The sequence below is a fragment of the Paenibacillus sp. JT22N12 genome, from assembly GCF_056269365.1.
Genome location: NZ_JBWDNU010000003.1, coordinates 591,638 through 606,669 on the forward strand (window position 1 = coordinate 591,638; position 15,032 = coordinate 606,669).

At 51.8% G+C, this 15,032-nt stretch carries 15 protein-coding genes and 1 riboswitch; of the genes, 3 read left to right on the forward strand and 12 right to left on the reverse strand.

Annotation, left to right across the window (positions count from 1 at the left end; translation table 11 throughout):
* Nucleotides 1-180: 180 nt before the first annotated feature.
* The 7 genes from AC0YOA_RS13960 to AC0YOA_RS13990 all read right to left on the reverse strand — a co-directional run bounded on the left by AC0YOA_RS13960 (nt 181) and on the right by AC0YOA_RS13990 (nt 7,018).
* Nucleotides 181-648 carry a DUF1572 family protein gene (locus tag AC0YOA_RS13960; protein ID WP_475787093.1) on the reverse strand — a complete coding sequence of 156 codons (468 nt, stop codon included), beginning with the start codon at nt 646-648 and terminating at the stop codon, nt 181-183.
* Nucleotides 645-1,679: a DUF3500 domain-containing protein gene (locus tag AC0YOA_RS13965; RefSeq protein WP_475787094.1), complete on the reverse strand. Its 1,035-nt coding sequence runs from the start codon at nt 1,677-1,679 to the stop codon at nt 645-647. Before AC0YOA_RS13965 ends, AC0YOA_RS13960 begins: the two co-directional genes overlap by 4 nt.
* A gap of 277 nt (nt 1,680-1,956) precedes the next feature.
* Nucleotides 1,957-2,130, reverse strand: coding sequence for a DUF2197 domain-containing protein (locus tag AC0YOA_RS13970; RefSeq protein WP_475787095.1), 174 nt, complete (start codon nt 2,128-2,130; stop codon nt 1,957-1,959).
* 106 nt (nt 2,131-2,236) lie between these two features.
* Nucleotides 2,237-2,782, reverse strand: coding sequence for a QcrA and Rieske domain-containing protein (locus AC0YOA_RS13975; RefSeq protein ID WP_475787096.1), 546 nt, complete (start codon nt 2,780-2,782; stop codon nt 2,237-2,239).
* The gene (locus AC0YOA_RS13980) at nt 2,775-3,665 is read right to left on the reverse strand and encodes an alpha/beta hydrolase (protein ID WP_475787097.1); all 891 of its coding nucleotides are present in this window, start codon (nt 3,663-3,665) and stop codon (nt 2,775-2,777) included. Before AC0YOA_RS13980 ends, AC0YOA_RS13975 begins: the two co-directional genes overlap by 8 nt.
* Before the next feature lie 1,230 nt (nt 3,666-4,895).
* Nucleotides 4,896-5,570, reverse strand: coding sequence for a glutamine amidotransferase-related protein (locus tag AC0YOA_RS13985; protein WP_475787098.1), 675 nt, complete (start codon nt 5,568-5,570; stop codon nt 4,896-4,898).
* Nucleotides 5,571-5,689: 119 nt separating this feature from the next.
* On the reverse strand, nt 5,690-7,018 hold the full coding sequence (locus AC0YOA_RS13990) for a voltage-gated chloride channel family protein (RefSeq protein WP_475787099.1): 1,329 nt from the start codon (nt 7,016-7,018) through the stop codon (nt 5,690-5,692).
* Nucleotides 7,019-7,109: 91 nt separating this feature from the next.
* Nucleotides 7,110-7,173: riboswitch (Fluoride riboswitch) on the reverse strand.
* Nucleotides 7,174-7,381: 208 nt separating this feature from the next.
* Between AC0YOA_RS13990 and AC0YOA_RS13995 the strand changes: the two genes are divergently transcribed.
* The gene (locus AC0YOA_RS13995; RefSeq protein ID WP_210040708.1) at nt 7,382-7,537 is read left to right on the forward strand and encodes a DUF1540 domain-containing protein; all 156 of its coding nucleotides are present in this window, start codon (nt 7,382-7,384) and stop codon (nt 7,535-7,537) included.
* 152 nt (nt 7,538-7,689) lie between these two features.
* On the opposite strand, the gene AC0YOA_RS14000 is transcribed toward AC0YOA_RS13995, so the two are convergent.
* The 4 genes from AC0YOA_RS14000 to AC0YOA_RS14015 form a co-directional block, all read right to left on the reverse strand.
* Nucleotides 7,690-8,676: a D-alanyl-D-alanine carboxypeptidase family protein gene (locus AC0YOA_RS14000; RefSeq protein WP_475787100.1), complete on the reverse strand. Its 987-nt coding sequence runs from the start codon at nt 8,674-8,676 to the stop codon at nt 7,690-7,692.
* Nucleotides 8,677-8,889: 213 nt separating this feature from the next.
* A complete protein-coding gene (locus tag AC0YOA_RS14005; protein ID WP_379113845.1) occupies nt 8,890-9,978 on the reverse strand; it encodes a sensor histidine kinase in 1,089 nt (362 codons plus the stop codon).
* On the reverse strand, nt 9,968-10,663 hold the full coding sequence (locus AC0YOA_RS14010) for a response regulator transcription factor (protein ID WP_475787101.1): 696 nt from the start codon (nt 10,661-10,663) through the stop codon (nt 9,968-9,970). The genes AC0YOA_RS14005 and AC0YOA_RS14010 overlap by 11 nt, the downstream gene beginning before the upstream one ends.
* A 51-nt stretch (nt 10,664-10,714) precedes the next feature.
* A complete protein-coding gene (locus AC0YOA_RS14015; protein WP_475787102.1) occupies nt 10,715-12,514 on the reverse strand; it encodes an ABC transporter ATP-binding protein in 1,800 nt (599 codons plus the stop codon).
* Nucleotides 12,515-12,693: 179 nt separating this feature from the next.
* Here AC0YOA_RS14015 and AC0YOA_RS14020 point away from each other — a divergent pair, with 179 nt between their 5' ends.
* Complete coding sequence (locus AC0YOA_RS14020; RefSeq protein WP_475787389.1) at nt 12,694-13,059, forward strand: glyoxalase superfamily protein; 366 nt, start codon at nt 12,694-12,696, stop codon at nt 13,057-13,059.
* Here AC0YOA_RS14020 and AC0YOA_RS14025 read toward each other — a convergent pair.
* A complete protein-coding gene (locus tag AC0YOA_RS14025; RefSeq protein WP_475787103.1) occupies nt 13,028-14,026 on the reverse strand; it encodes a serine hydrolase domain-containing protein in 999 nt (332 codons plus the stop codon). The genes AC0YOA_RS14020 and AC0YOA_RS14025 overlap by 32 nt on opposite strands.
* A gap of 218 nt (nt 14,027-14,244) precedes the next feature.
* On the opposite strand from AC0YOA_RS14025, the gene AC0YOA_RS14030 reads away from it, so the two are divergent.
* On the forward strand, nt 14,245-15,024 hold the full coding sequence (locus tag AC0YOA_RS14030) for an alpha/beta hydrolase (RefSeq protein ID WP_475787104.1): 780 nt from the start codon (nt 14,245-14,247) through the stop codon (nt 15,022-15,024).
* Nucleotides 15,025-15,032 lie beyond the last annotated feature (8 nt).

Sequence of the window (15,032 nt, forward strand, 5' to 3'; positions counted from 1 at the left end):
GATCATTTGTTTTATATAGTAAATTTTACGATAAAAGGCGATAAAAAAGAGCCGTCAGGCTTCAGCCACGCATTTATAGGGAGCAGCGCTTAGGCTATATCTCATATAGGCATCTGAATATCCTTCTAATATGTAATTATTACGATTATAAAACGAAAATCAATAACAGTCAATTCGTGATTAAATCGAGGTTGACCGGTATTGATCCCTGCGGAACCATTTTGCGAGATATAGAATCTGTCCCATATGCTCGGAATAATGGGCAGCACACTGATGCAGCATGTCCAGGTGAGTCCGCTCTTTATTTCGGACAATTTGTGTTTCCAGCCACTGTTCGGGCTTCATTTCGTGCAATGTCTGGAGGACCAGATTCATATCCTCTTCAATAAGCCGCTTTAGATCGTCGCATGGCGCAAATACGGGGATCCATTGGATCCCCCGCTCGTATTCCCGATGCAAAATACCTTTGGCGATGCGCTCCTGAACATTGCTGTGAATATGTTGGATGAGTGCCGAAATATTGTGGCTGGCCGGATCAGGCGAGGCATTCACCTCTTCGTCGGTTAGTTGGTCCAGCGCTTTCACGGTGCGCTGCCTGATTTCCCCGAATTTCCCGATCAGCCAGCTTCTATTGAATGCCTCATTCATTTGATTTGCTCCGAATGCCCATTCTCTTGCAGACCGAAGCAAGCGCCATAGTCGGCTGCCTTATCCCGCCAAATCGTATGGATCTGAACCTTGTCCCGGTATGCGGCGCCTTGCAATCCAGCCAGTTCAATCCATACCCGCGGTCCGTCTATCCGGATATACGATTTGCTGTTCATGACATTGGATGAGCCATTCCACCCAATATAGGTTTGATTAATTGCCTCTTCCGACAAGTAGGCTTCCAGCAGCTCCTTGGCGGTATCTGCGTGTGCCGCCATGACCCAGGATGCTATGGCATAACCGATCAGGTCCCTCTGTTCCTGAGAAATCGCCGAAGCGGCTAGTCCCTGCTGTGCCTCGGGAAAATGCCGGTCTTTGCCCGGACCGAGAATAATGTCTCCTATTTCTCCTTCAATTGCCGCGGCTGCAAGCTGCGATGTGCTTAAAGAATTCAGGAATGCGGCGAGCGCGCCGATCCGTCCGGCCATGGCTTCCACCTCCGCTTCATCCGCCTTGAAGAACTGCGGCTCTACACCGACAAACATGGGGGTCGCGCTGGTTTGTTTCCCGTTGCAGACAAGATTAACAGCCAGATGATGACCGGTAATCTGCAGCATCCATGGGGTGTTTGCCGACGGTTTGCCATAAATCGCGATGTAATAAAGCTCGCTGCCCCACTGCATGCCCCCCGCATCCTGCCGCAAATACTCATCGGCCCTGATGATCTCTATCATTGTTTTATAACCTTCGGCGCTGAGCGCTGCTTCTGCGAGCGCATGGGCCGCCTTGAGACTTTTCCCCTCTAAATCACCCAGCCTCAGCCCATGACGGGCGGCATCTCTGATTGGGAGGTTCGACCATACCGCTGTGCTGGCTTCGTTGAAATCATATTGAAGGGCTTCTAGTTCTTCGGCTGATAATGCAGCCATAAATTCCTCAGCCAAGGCTTCAACAGATTGTGCGGTCGCCCTGCCTGCGCCGCCTTGTTCCCCGTGTGACGAATAAGCCTGTATATTTTTATCTGGAAGCATGTTTGTTTTCTCCCCTCAATGGTCCATTCACATTGGATACACTTGATTGCCGGATATTTTTCTCCGAGACTTGTTTTTTGAGTGCCAATCCGCCCGTAAAAAGCAGCCGCATCGCTATCTGTTTCCGCGATCTTTCTCGTGATCTGCGATTCATTACATCACCTGTAAATCATTTCACGCCGCTAATCGTTCTATCAAGCAGTTTTGGCCGCATGAATCTCTTAATCTGAATGAGTACGGTTTCAACAGTTCGTATTGTCGGGCTGCTCGACACCTGTCAAAGAAGCCGTCTGCCAAAATTCAGTCTCGCCTCAAGCTCGACCTTCCATTTGCACTCTTCGCAGCAATGCATGCCCTTCCTGTTTTGCTTCACCTGCTTGAAGATTTTTGTTCCAGCCATCGCTGTGAATTTTTTCTTGCACAGATAACATTGGACTTCATAATCCGCCATGTTTACCAGACTCCTTTTTTGAGAAGTGAGCGGCTTCTGCTTTCGTGATTCTCTCATGGTCCGGAACCGCGCTATATTATCCATGATATCATAACCGGTCATGCAATCATGAAGAAATGCTTCCTTTTATCGGTGCCAAAATATCGATATACACTTTACCGTCCGCGACAAGCGCCTCATACGAATCCAATCCCTGCGAAACCACGCCAACTGCGTTACCTTTGTCATCGAATTCGGCGCCATGACAAGGGCACTGAAAGAACAAATTTTTGGAGCCGCCGCGCTTCTCCACCGGAACCGGATCAATCTTACAGCCCAGATGAGTACATGCAGGCGACAGAATAAGCAGCCCGCCTTTTGCATCAACCGAGACGTAGACAAAACTTTTGACGGGTTTGGTCACCCAGGCGTCATGGATCGTTGCCTCATAATGGATCTTATTCATGCCCTGAAGGGCCCTTAACTGTCCAAGATCACCGAGTTCAGCCATATGGCTTGGAATCTCCTGGGAGGCAGGCACTCTATGCTTGAGTGCTCCATTATAAAATAACCCGGTGCTTCCTGCCACCAATCCCGTTATTCCTAACGCTAATTTGCCGGATGTGCTGAGGAAAGCCCTTCTGCTGATCTTCTGTGGAAGCCGTTCATTCATAGTCGTTCGCCTCCCTGGAATAGGTTAACTGGATCTCATCAAGAAAATGGTGTCTGACCAGAAAATCATCGATCCGCCCCAGCGCCTGCAGGACCTCAACTTCCGCTGCCGTATAATCGAACAGGATAAAAGCGTGATTCAATTCTGCGTACATGACCAGCTCCGCTTCATTGCCGGCAGCCGTGTAAGCTTCATAGAAGCGCACCGCATCCTCGGGTATAACGACCTCATCTTCTAATCCATGCATAATCAGCATCGGCGGTTGACCGGCTGCCACATTATACAGGGGGGACAACGCTTGCGCATGTTTATGCCGTTCCATCCAATTCACCACCGGCTGCCCGCTCTCACGCTTCGGTATCATCATCTTCCATTTGCCTGTGAAATCAACGATTCCGTTGCAGTTAACCACCAAATCGGCTTTCGCCGAAGTTGCCAGATCCTCTCCTGGCTCATCGCAGCCTGCCAGCGTCGCCATACTCGCGGCCAGATGCCCTCCTGCCGAGTCGCCGGCCACGGCGATCCGGTCTGGATGAATACCAAATTGCAGCGCATGTCCGCGAATATAACGAATCGCGGATTTGCAGTCGGAGATGCATTCCTCCACGCTGCGGGCAGCGCCGTCTTCCGGCAGCTCGCCTTCCTGCGGGAGAAGCCTGTACTGCACGCTGAAGTTCACAGCGCCGCGTCCGGCAAAAATCCGGCAATGCCGCCCGAAACGTTCAGGCTCTCCGCTGCTCCAGCCGCCGCCGTGAATCCACACCATTGCGGTCCGTTTGTCATCCGCGCTCCAGCTCTCGGGCTTGAACAGAAGGAGCCGAAGCTCATATCCCACGCCGCGCTTATAAATGATTGTATCATTCTTCAGCTCTCTGTCCGGCATAATCGTTCCCCTTCATCGTATGACAGAATAATATCTGCTCCTATTTTACCAGATTCATGCAGGAAGTAACGGCTATCGCCGATCTCTGAGGACTGAAGCTTTCTTTACGCCTCCGTTCATCCACGGCTGCTGCTCCCCATCAAGACTATGTTAGAGTTCACGGATACATTCATTCGGTATCACCTTCTAAAGTATATTTGAGTATCCCTCCAGCTAAACCCCATCCTATCTTTTTCATCTCTAAAAATGCGGCCCAGTCCCCGCTACTTCATAAGGGAAAAACCTTGCTGCAGCTCTGCTTTGGCGCTCTCATTGCACGATCGGTTGCTCCAGCAAGGAAAAACCTTTTTCCGTACTTCGCAGACCCGATAATCGCCCCTATAAAAATGAAAAACCTTGCTGCTGCGCTGCTTTGACGCTTTCATTCACCGATTGGTTGCTCCAGCAAGGGAAAACCTTCTTCCACACTTCGAAGGCCCGATAATCGCGCCTGCAAAAGGGAAACACCTTGCTGCAGCGCTGCTTTGACGCTTTCATTGCACGATTGGTTGCTCCAGCAAAGAAAAACCTTCTTCCTTACTTCACAGGCCCGTTAATCGCCCCTGCAAAAGGGAAAACCTTGCTGCAGCACTGTCCCCCACCACTAGCATTAATACAGGCTGTTGCGCCAAGCCCTGGTTATACTTTGAGAATTATAACTATCAATAAAGCATACGACAGTTTTCTTCGGCTCCCAGTGATCCCAAGAAAGCAGCAGCGGCTCTCCCCGTATCGGTCGGCGCACCGGTGAAGACATTCGTCATGAAGGAGTCGTTCTTCTTGTATTGTCTCAAGCTAAGCCCTGCGGCGAAGGTGTATTACGACAACATTCTGAAGTTAAGGTCGAATTCGACGACCTTCCGGAGGACTGCGCGGCGATTCCGGTGCCGAGGCTTATCCCTCAGCCAGTCCTGGAGTTGGCCACCTTGACCCCAAGCTGCGCTCCAGCTCCCGGGAATAAATATTGTTGTTGTTGAAATCTTAGCCGGCGGCGAATTTGACACCGCTGTTCGTCATCCGGATCAAAAAACGGCAAATGATCAACGGTCCGGGTTCCGCCATCCAGCCATCCCCTGGAAACGCTGGAAGATGGAAATTCCATGACGTTCTGATCATGATGGGGGATTTACTGTGACACAGGAGAGAGATTGCTCCACGAGAAGCGGAATGAGGAGTTATGCGGTACCTTTCTTAATGGGATGCATATTCCAGGAATGCATCAACAAGGCAATGGGGTGAAACGGGTGTTGAACGAAGCTGGGGAACAAATAAGGTGCCGATATAGAACGGATGCTCCGGCATTTCAATCACACGCGGCTCTCCGCTGCTATCTGATCCGGTTATGAGGAGACCGGCGTTCTCAAGTTCCGTTATGTAGACGGCATTCAAACCAAAGCTGCATCTGAACGGCTCTGTCACCTCTTCCGTTTGGTAGATGTCATAGACACGGGAAGTCTTCAGGATGATTACTTTCCCGTCTTGGCCGGCGAGGGAGCAGCTGAGCCTGCTTATGATCAGATTCCTGGCGGCAGGATTCTGCTCTTCATGTCCGATATCCTCAATCTGTAGAACATTTCTCGCAAATTCCATCACCATATATTGAAAACCGCCGCATGTTCCAAGAACCGGAACTTGATTCTGCCGCGCATATTGAATCACCTGCAGCACGCCATCCAAGGATTCAGGAACGCCGGGAGCAATCCAATAGCCGTTATAATCATACATCCGATCCTTGACGCCGGTTGACGGGATCCAGTCGATCCTGGCGCTTATTCCTGCCCTTTCGGAGGAATGGACAAGCGCCTCCTGTGCAGCCTGCTGTGAGGGATATGCCGTGTTGAAGTCCCCCACGATACCGATTTTCATTGGAATCCCTCCTTTATCATTGAAACGGCATTTCGAATCATGATTATTATACCAACGAATTAAAATAGTGGTAATGGTCCCGGTTCATTTTCGGATGCCTTGCCTGGTTTAGGTCCTGATTACTTCACCCTGCTGCGGTAAGCAGCGAGCGTTGCATCAGGGTCGGATCCCCTCATTCCAGGCTTGCCTGCACCAATCCGCTGCGACGTGTAGATCCCGGAATGACCGGAGAACAGGTAACCGACAATAGAGGCCATGAAGATATAGATCATCGCATCGGAGCCAAATAATTCAATGCCGAGAATAAAACAGGCGATGGGTGTATTCGTCGCGCCGCTGAATACGGCAACAAGTCCCAGACCCGCCATGAACGGCAGGCTGATATGTAGCAGGCTCCCAAGCGCATTGCCAAGAGCGGCGCCAATAACGAAGAGCGGCGTCACCTCGCCTCCCTGGAATCCGGCACCGAGCGTAAGCGATGTAAACAAGGTCTTCCATAGAAAAGCCAGTGAGTGTACAGGCTCCGTAAAGGACTGTACGAGCAGCGGAATGCCAAGGCCCAAATAATCGCGGGTACCCGCAGCATAGACAAGCGCGATAATGATCAGTCCGCCGATGAAGCTTTTCAGCGCCGCATGAGGAAACAGCCGCGTGAACAACCGTTTGCAGGCATGCGTAAGCTCGCTGAACAGCAGGCTGGTCAGCCCAAACAAAACAGAAGCGGCCAGTACCTTCACGATAACGAGCCAGCTGATGCCCGGTACGCCGCTCATTGCGTATTGAACATGATGAATGCCCCATGCCTTGGTGACGAGATCGCCGACGAAGCTTGCCGCAAAGCAGGGCAACAGCGCTTCGTACCGCAGCATCCCGATGACCGCTACCTCCATGCCAAACACCGTACCGGCAAGCGGTGTCCCGAAGACGGAACCGAACCCTCCGCTGATTCCGCACATCAGCAGGATGGCGCGATCCGTCCGGTTAACCTTAAGCCTCTTCCCCAGCCATTCCGCCATGCTTCCGCCCATTTGCACGGCCGTTCCTTCGCGTCCCGCCGAACCGCCCAGCAAATGGGTAATGACGGTGCCGGCAAGAACGAGCGGCGCCATGCGAAGCGGAATCCTCTCCTGACCGTTGTTGACCTGTTCCAGGATCAGATTGTTCCCCTTGGCAGAGCTGCCGCCAAGACGAAGATAAGCATAGCTCACCAGTGCCCCGCCAAACGGCAGCAGAAACAGCAGCCAGGGCTGACCGATTCTCTCTTCTGTGGCATAGTCCAGCGCAGCCAGAAATAATGCGGAGGCCGATCCTGTCAAAATTCCGATTAACGCGCCGTATAAGACCCATTTCATAAAGCTTCCCGTGAGTACAAAATGCTGCAAGGCCTGGATACGCCCTGCATACCGCTTATAAAAAGAGGATTTGCCGCCTGCTGGACCATCTTGCATCACATGAACCTCCTGTTGCTGCGCCGCCAAAGGACGGCGTCAGCCGTATCTTCTTTCATCCGGACAAAAAAACAGACTCCTACCAGTGTTTCCACCGGTAGGAGTCATCAGCCCGTTAAGGGCGGTTTGCGGCGAACTCCATCGCCGTTAATAGCTGACCTTATTCTATAGCATGTGGGCCGGCTCGGCAAGACCAATTTTGAATAGACTCCGGAAACGCAAATTTGCCGGAGCTGCCGCGGGGGCGCCGGAAATAAATTATAATCTCTTCCGTACAGCAAGAAACAATAACTTGGCGGCACAGGTATAAAACAAGCAGGTAATCGCCCATCCTAAATGAATGGACGGGAGGTGAATCAATCCATGGCTAAAGATGTTTTATGTGAAGTAAACTCCTGCAAGCATTGGGCAGCGGGCAACCACTGCAATGCGTCTTCCATCTATGTGGTCAACAACCGGAGCAAACAAGCGAGCAACTCAGAGGAAACAGATTGCAGAACGTTCGAATCCAAACTGTAGATCCGAAATGCGGGCAGCCTTTGCCAGAAGGCTGTCCGTTTTCTTCTTGACCTCAACGAGTTTAAATTCACCCGTTTCTTCTTCATGCAGGATCTTATGAAGACAGTATTGCCAATGATGATAATAATTATCAGTGAGAATGGAAATTACTTTTATCGGATCGACGCAATATTCTTTTCAGCCGGGGAACCGGGAATCGCCTTATCCATGGCAAAGCCGTAATTCAGCAGCGTTCTGGCATCATACCATACCCCTGTCGATGTGGAATGCAGCACCACCGCAATCAGGTTGGCGGATTGGCGGCTGGCGGATGCTACAAGGCAGTATCCCGCCATTTCAGTGTAGCCGGTCTTGATCCCGGTAGCGCCATCATAATAATTCTCATCCGTATTCTGTAGGAGCTTGTTGCGGTTCACGAACGTTTGGGTCTCCTGCCCCGCAGTGACGGAACGCTCGGTCTCGCTGACGATCTGCTTGAACAATTTGTTCTTCCTGGCTTCCTTCGCAATGATTGCAAGATCATAAGCCGTCGTATAGTGATCAGGATCAGGCAGACCATGAGGATTGACAAAATGGGACTCCCTGGCTCCCAGCTCCTTCGCCTTATCGTTCATGAGATCCGCGAAGCAGCTGATTCCCTCTTCTGCGCTGACCGCCCTGCCCAGCTCCTGACTCGAAATATACCGGGCAATCGTCCGGGCTGCGTCATTGCCTGATGGAAGCATCAAGGCTGAGAGAAGGTCGCGCAGCGAGAGCTGCTGTCCTTCGTATAGTCCGGCCGAGCTCTCATCCGGCGTTCGAAGCTGTGCCTCATCCCCGACCGTAACGATGGCATCCGGGTCACCTTTCTCCAGCGCGATCAGCGCCGTCAGTATCTTGGTCGTACTTGCCGGATAAAGCTTCATATGCGGATTCTTGCTGTACAGGATCTCCCCCGTGTTCTCGTCCATCAACAAGGCGGCTTCCCCCTGCAGCGTTCCAAGGGACGAATCTCCGCTGTTTAGTCTAAGATTGGACAGTCCATGAACAAGATTGGATGTTTTCTGTCTCATCAATTCCCAATTCGTTAATATCGCATAAGCCATCATGATCAGAATTACGAGCTGAACGGATTTTTTTATCATTGCGGCATTAAGCATGGCCTGCGGGCTCCTCTCCATTTTTCGAAGGGAAGAAATATAGGCCGGCTGTCCGGCAAGGGCGCAGCCGTTTCTTCTTGTAGCCTTAGTATGAAGGCAAGCCATTAATGCCCGGATAAGAAAACATAACGAAAACCTTACGGTTCTCTAAATAAAAATAACAGCTGCATGCCGGGTCATGTGTGCCGGTATGCCGCTGTTAGATGATTAAGCTTATAGTTCCTTGAGCCTTACCGAGAAAACAGTCCGCTCTATATCGCTGCTTACATGAATGCTGCCCTCATGCATCTCCACAATTTGCTTGGCAATGGCAAGCCCCAGGCCCGATCCGCCCGTATGCGTGGAGCGGGATTTCTCTACCCGGTAGAAGCGGTCGAAAATATGCGGCAGATCCGATTGCGGAATCTCTTCTCCGTAATTCACGACGTCAATCAGAATATGCCCATTATTCCGGCTTCCGAAAATATCCAGCACCCTGCCGTCTTTGCCGTACAGGATGGCGTTTGTAATCAGATTCTCGAAGACTCTGCGCAGCCTGTTACCGTCCGCAAATACATACAGGGCCGGCTCTTCAAAATGCAAACGCGCCGTAATCTGAGCCTGCTCCAGCTGAAGCTGGAACTGCTCGGCCAGCTGATGCAGCATTTCGATCAGATTGATTTTCGCGGCCTGCAGCTTGAACTCATGATTGCGCAGCCGGGTGAATTCGAACAGGTCATGAATAATCTGGCTCATCCGCTCCGATTCCTCATAGGCAAGCGAAATGTAATAACGCAGCTCCACCTCGTCGCGGTACAGATCCTGCTCAATCAACCCCAAATAACCCGTGATCGAGGTAAGGGGAGTACGCAAATCATGCGAAACATTCGTGATCAGCTCGTTCTTGGTCTGCTGGGAGCGGCGTTCTTCTTCCAGCGACAGCTGCAGCTGCTCGACGAACCGGTTAATATTGAAGGCAAGCTGGCTCAGATCACCGCCTTCCTTGACCGGGACTTTATGCGTGAAATCACCGCTTGCGATATGCTGAACATTGGCCATAATCTGTTCCAGGTACTGGGCGCGATAGATCCGTTTATCCCGCTTGAAGAAATAAAAGAGGGAAATAAGAAACAGCGGAAAGAATAAAACAATGAGAATATTCGGAAACCCGATATAATCCCTGATTAAAATATAGAAATCCATTAAATTGGCTTTAAAAAAAACAGTGTCGCGGAGATACGCCGCAGAGAACAGCATAATAAGCAGGACAGCTATCGTTGTCGCAGCGCTCCAGAAGAAGGGAATGACCCATCTAAGCTTCAATTTTGTAGCCGACCCCCCACACGGTGTGAATCAGCTTCTCGCCTTCCATTTCCTTCTCGAGCTTATCTCTCAGCCGGCTCATGTGGACGGTAACGGAATTGTTCGTTTCATAGTATTTTTCTTTCCAGATCATCTCGAAAATATCCTCCGAGCTGAACACCCGCCCCGGCTGGCCCGCCAGCAGATGCAGGATGCTGAATTCGATGGGCGTCAGCTTGATGACCCGCCCCTCAAACATGACTTTATGGGTCAGCTTGTCTATTTCCAGGGATTGAACATGAATAATATGATCGGCCTGCTGCTGCTTGGGCTGTGTCTGATAATACGTCCGTCTGAGGAGCGACTTCACGCGCGCCACAAGCTCCAGCGGATTAAACGGCTTGACCATATAATCATCGGCGCCTGTCATCAATCCCGTGATCTTGTCCATATCCCCGTCTTTGGCGCTGATCATTAATATCGGAGTCGTTTTGTTCTCGCGGATGCGAAGACAGACGCTGAGCCCGTCCAGGCCAGGCATCATAATATCCAGGATAACCAAATCCACGGGCGCCTCATCCATCAGCTCCAAAGCGCGCAGGCCGTCGCTTGCCTTGATAATGGAGAATCCCTCGTTCATCAGATAGATTTCGATTAATTGGGCGATCTTGGGATCGTCGTCGACGATTAATATTTGTTTGCTCAAAGCGCTCATCCTTTTATGTCAACTTTCTGAACTTCCTTTAAGACGAATGGTCTATACAGAAAGTTTAACATATTCGTCGTGATCATTCAGCCGCAGCTGCTGCGTGGCAAACTCGCGGTACATCACATGCGACTTGAGCAGCTCCTCATGCGTTCCGCTGCCGGTGAGCCGGCCTTTCTCGATAAAGAGTATCTGCTCTGCTTCCACGACGGTTGCCAGCCTATGGGCGATCACAAGCGTTGTCCGGCCTGCCATCAGATTCTTGAGCGCTTCCTGCACGACGACCTCCGATTTGCTGTCCAGACTGGATGTGGCTTCGTCCAGCATCAGAATCTTCGGATCGCGCAGCAGTGCCCTGGCAATGGCAATACGCTGGCGCTGACCGCCGGAGAGCTTGATTCCCCGCTCCCCCACCTCGGTGTCGTAGCCCTTGGGCAGCTCACGGATGAAGGTATCGGCATAAGCCATCTTCGCAGCCTGCACCAGCTGCTCCTGGGTCACTTCATGATGGATGCCGTAGCAAATATTTTCACGAATTGTGCCGGCAATCAAGGGACTTTCCTGGGAAACGTAACCGAACTGGCTGCGCCAAGACTGAAGCGAGAATGTCTGAATTTCATCCAAGCCCAACCGGATGGAGCCGGAGGTCGGTTCGTAATACCGTTCCAGCAGCGAGAACAAGGTGGTCTTGCCTCCCCCGCTCGGGCCAACTATCGCCGTCACCGAGCCCGGATTCACCTTGAAGCTGAGGTCGTGAATGACAGGCTCCTCCTGTCCGTAAGCGAAGGATACATGGTCAATGGAAATAACCTGATTCGAGCGCTTGACCTCAATGCCGCTCACATGATCCTCTTCTTCCGTATCAAGAATCTCAATGATGCGTTCCGTAGCTCCGATCGTTTTCTGAAACTGGGTAAAGAAGGTCGTGATCTGGCTCATCGGCATCACGATCTGGATCAGGTACAAAATAAAAGCAACCAGTTCCCCTGCCGACAGCGCGCCCGATGATACACGTATCCCGCCATATCCGATAATGACGACCAGCAGCATCATCATCACGAAGAACATCAGCGGTGCAATCAAGGCCTGCACCTTTGCTTCGCGCAGGCCAAAGCGGAACAAATTCGTAATGCCCTGCTTGCCGTTCCCATACTCCTTGGCCTCGGCGTTCGAGGATTTGACGAGACGGATTTCCGACAATACCTGGGTCAAAATCGTAGTGAAGGAGGCCGTCTCCTCCTGCAGTCCCTTGGATATTTTGAACATTTGACGCCCCAGCGGCACAAGGAACAAGGCGGCGACCGGAATAACGCCCAGCATGACAGCGGTCATTTTCCAATCCATATAGAACAGCACCACAATGGAGCCGATCACGGAGATGATCCCCGTGAAGAAGCCCGTCATATGCTCGGCGATTAAGGATTTGACGACGCCGGTATCATTAGTCATCCGGCTGATCGTCTCCCCTGTGCGGTGGCTGTCGTAGTAGCTTACCTTCAGGATCAGCAGTTTCTTCCACAGCCTGTCGCGCAGCTCGGCCACAACCTTCTGCCCGATCCGGTTGAGCATATAAATGGAGAGGCCGCTGGCAATCGTCTGGACGACGAAAATCCCGCCAATGAGACCGATTTGACCGAAGCTCAAATTGCTGATTGAGAAGCCGTCAACGAGATTTTTCGTGAATAAAGGGATAATCAGCCCGACAAGCGTCGCAGCCACGCTCATGATGACAGCGATTGTCAGGATCGGGATTGAAGGTTTGGTCTGCCTGATCATCTTGAGAAATAATCTCCAATTCCCCTTGGAAGCCGGAGGCCCGCTTGCCTGGGTGGTGCTTGCTGTTGTTTCCATCGTAAATGACTTCCTTTCTGCCTGTAGGGCGGCACGCGAATGTTGAGGTTATGTGCTTAAGCTTACATTCGTTTTTTGAACGGAATATGAACACCCTTGACAGTATTTCCGCTTCAGTGCCATGATCGGATGTAGAACCTATACGTTTGGAGGGATCGCAAGTGGCAGACAAGATCACTATGGACCGCGTGACACCGATACTGCGTATTTTCGACGAGGCCAAGGCCAGGGAATTTTATGTGGATTTCCTTGGCTTCAAGGTGGAATGGGAACATCGTTTTGAAGAAAATTTTCCGCTTTACATGGAAGTATCATTCGGTGAATGCTTTCTGCACCTGTCCGAGCATCACGGAGACAGCAGCCCGGGCTCGGCGGTACGCATCGCCATGACTCAGCTGAAGGACTACCACAGCCGGCTTCTGGGGCAGAATTACAAGTACGCCAAGCCGGGAATCGAAGAAACGCCATGGAACACGGCCGAGGTGCTGATCGGCGACCCTTTTGGCAACCGGATTATATTCTATGCTCCCTTGCAAGCGGAATAATCCAATCATGGAGCAGCTGCTTTGCACAGATGGAGCGGCTTCTTCCCTCCGGTTCCTTGCGAATGGCGGTCACGAGTGCAAGCTCCGGTATAACGAACAGATATTGGCCGCCATATCCCTTGGCAAAATAATAATCAACGCTCCCATTGAGCTCTTTGGGAGAAACCCACCAATGATAGCCGTACTCCCCGAAGATCGGCGGCTCATAATGCTGCAAGCCCTGGTGATGCCTTGATGTCGAGCTCTCCACCCAGGAAGCCGGGACGAGCTGCTCGCCGTTCCACACCCCGCCCTTCAGATAGAGCTGCCCGAACTTCGCCATATCCTGCGCGCTTATATGGAGGCCCGTTCCTCCCTCATGAATACCGGAGGAGCTGTTCCACCTGGGCCTTATGAAGCCAAGCTTGTCGAACAGATGACGCTTTGCGTAGTCGTAAACCGGTTCACCCGTTGCTTTCCTCAGAATGGCGGACAGCAGATGAGAGCCTCCCGAATTATAGGTAAAAGCTTCACCAGGCGTGTGAGCCATAGGCTGGTCCAATATGAAGGAAACCCAATCCGGGGTGCGCCTCATCTTCCAGTACGGCTTATCGAAATCAGGCCAGTGAAATCCTGGCGTCATGGTGAGCAGGTGCTCGATCAGAATTCCGCGCTTGCGGGGGTCTTCCGCTGATGCCACTTCTGCAAAATAATCCGCAATCGGCTGCTTCACCCCTTGTATGCAGCCTTCACCGATCGCAATGCCGATAAGAGCGGATAAAATGCTTTTGGTCAGGGAGTAGACGGCCCCGACACGGTCCTCGCCTTTGTCATGCCAGCTCCACGCCATCCTGCCGTCCAGCAGAACGACTGCATCCTTGATTTTGCCGGACTCCAGATGGGCTGCGGCCCCGCCTTCAAGCCTCCGGAAGGCTTCGGTCGTATGTTGATCCGCTTCCTTCAAGGCAGCGTCACTCGTTATTTGCAAGACAGCTCACTTCCCTGCTTAAGTTTATAATTCCGCTTGTACGATCCATCTGCAGATACGTTATATTATAGGCTGTTTCACCATCCATAACCAAATGAACCAAGGCGTGCCTCACAGCAGCCTTCAAAATGTTACCCTTTTGGAAGGACTTCCGATTTTTATGTGGAACATATAGGGCGTAGCAGGAAAATTTCGATCATATGGGGGAATGGATTTACATGGCACTTATTCAATGCGATTTTTACTCGGAGTCGCTCGGGCTCAGCACTTCAATGAATGTGATTTTGCCCCAGACGACGTATTCCCAGATTGGCATGGAAACGCAGTCACACGGAAACAAGCACCGGACGCTGCTGCTGCTGCACGGCTTGTCCGATGATCACACCATATGGCTCCGCCGCACCTCCATCGAACGTTATGTTGCGCCGCTTGGCCTTGCCGTCGTTATGCCCGCCGTAGGACGCAGCTTCTATACCAATATGGTCAGCGGTCTGGATTACTGGACCTTTATCAGCGAAGAGCTGCCTGCGCTGGCACGCTCCTTCTTCCCGCTTTCGGACAGGCGGGAGGATAATTTCGTCGCAGGCCTGTCCATGGGCGGCTATGGCGCCTTCAAGCTGGCGCTCAGCCATCCCGATCGTTATGCAGCCGCGGCAAGCTTGTCCGGCGCGCTTGATGTGACCGGCTTTTACAAGGACCGGAACAAAGACCTTGATCTGATTTATGGCAGCGTCGAGCAGCTGCGTGACAGCCCTAATGATTTGTTCAGACTGGCGTCGGATGCCGCGGAGCATCAGAATCCTCCCCAGCTCTTCCAATGCTGCGGCACCGAGGACTTTCTCTATGGGGATAATTTGCGTTTCCGCAAGCATGCCGGGGATCTGAAGCTGCCGCTCACCTATGAGGAGGAGCCGGGCAGTCACGATTGGGGCTATTGGGACCGCAAAATACAGCGGGTGCTGGAGTGGCTCCCCCTTCATGAGCACAGCAACGCATAAGCTTGCTT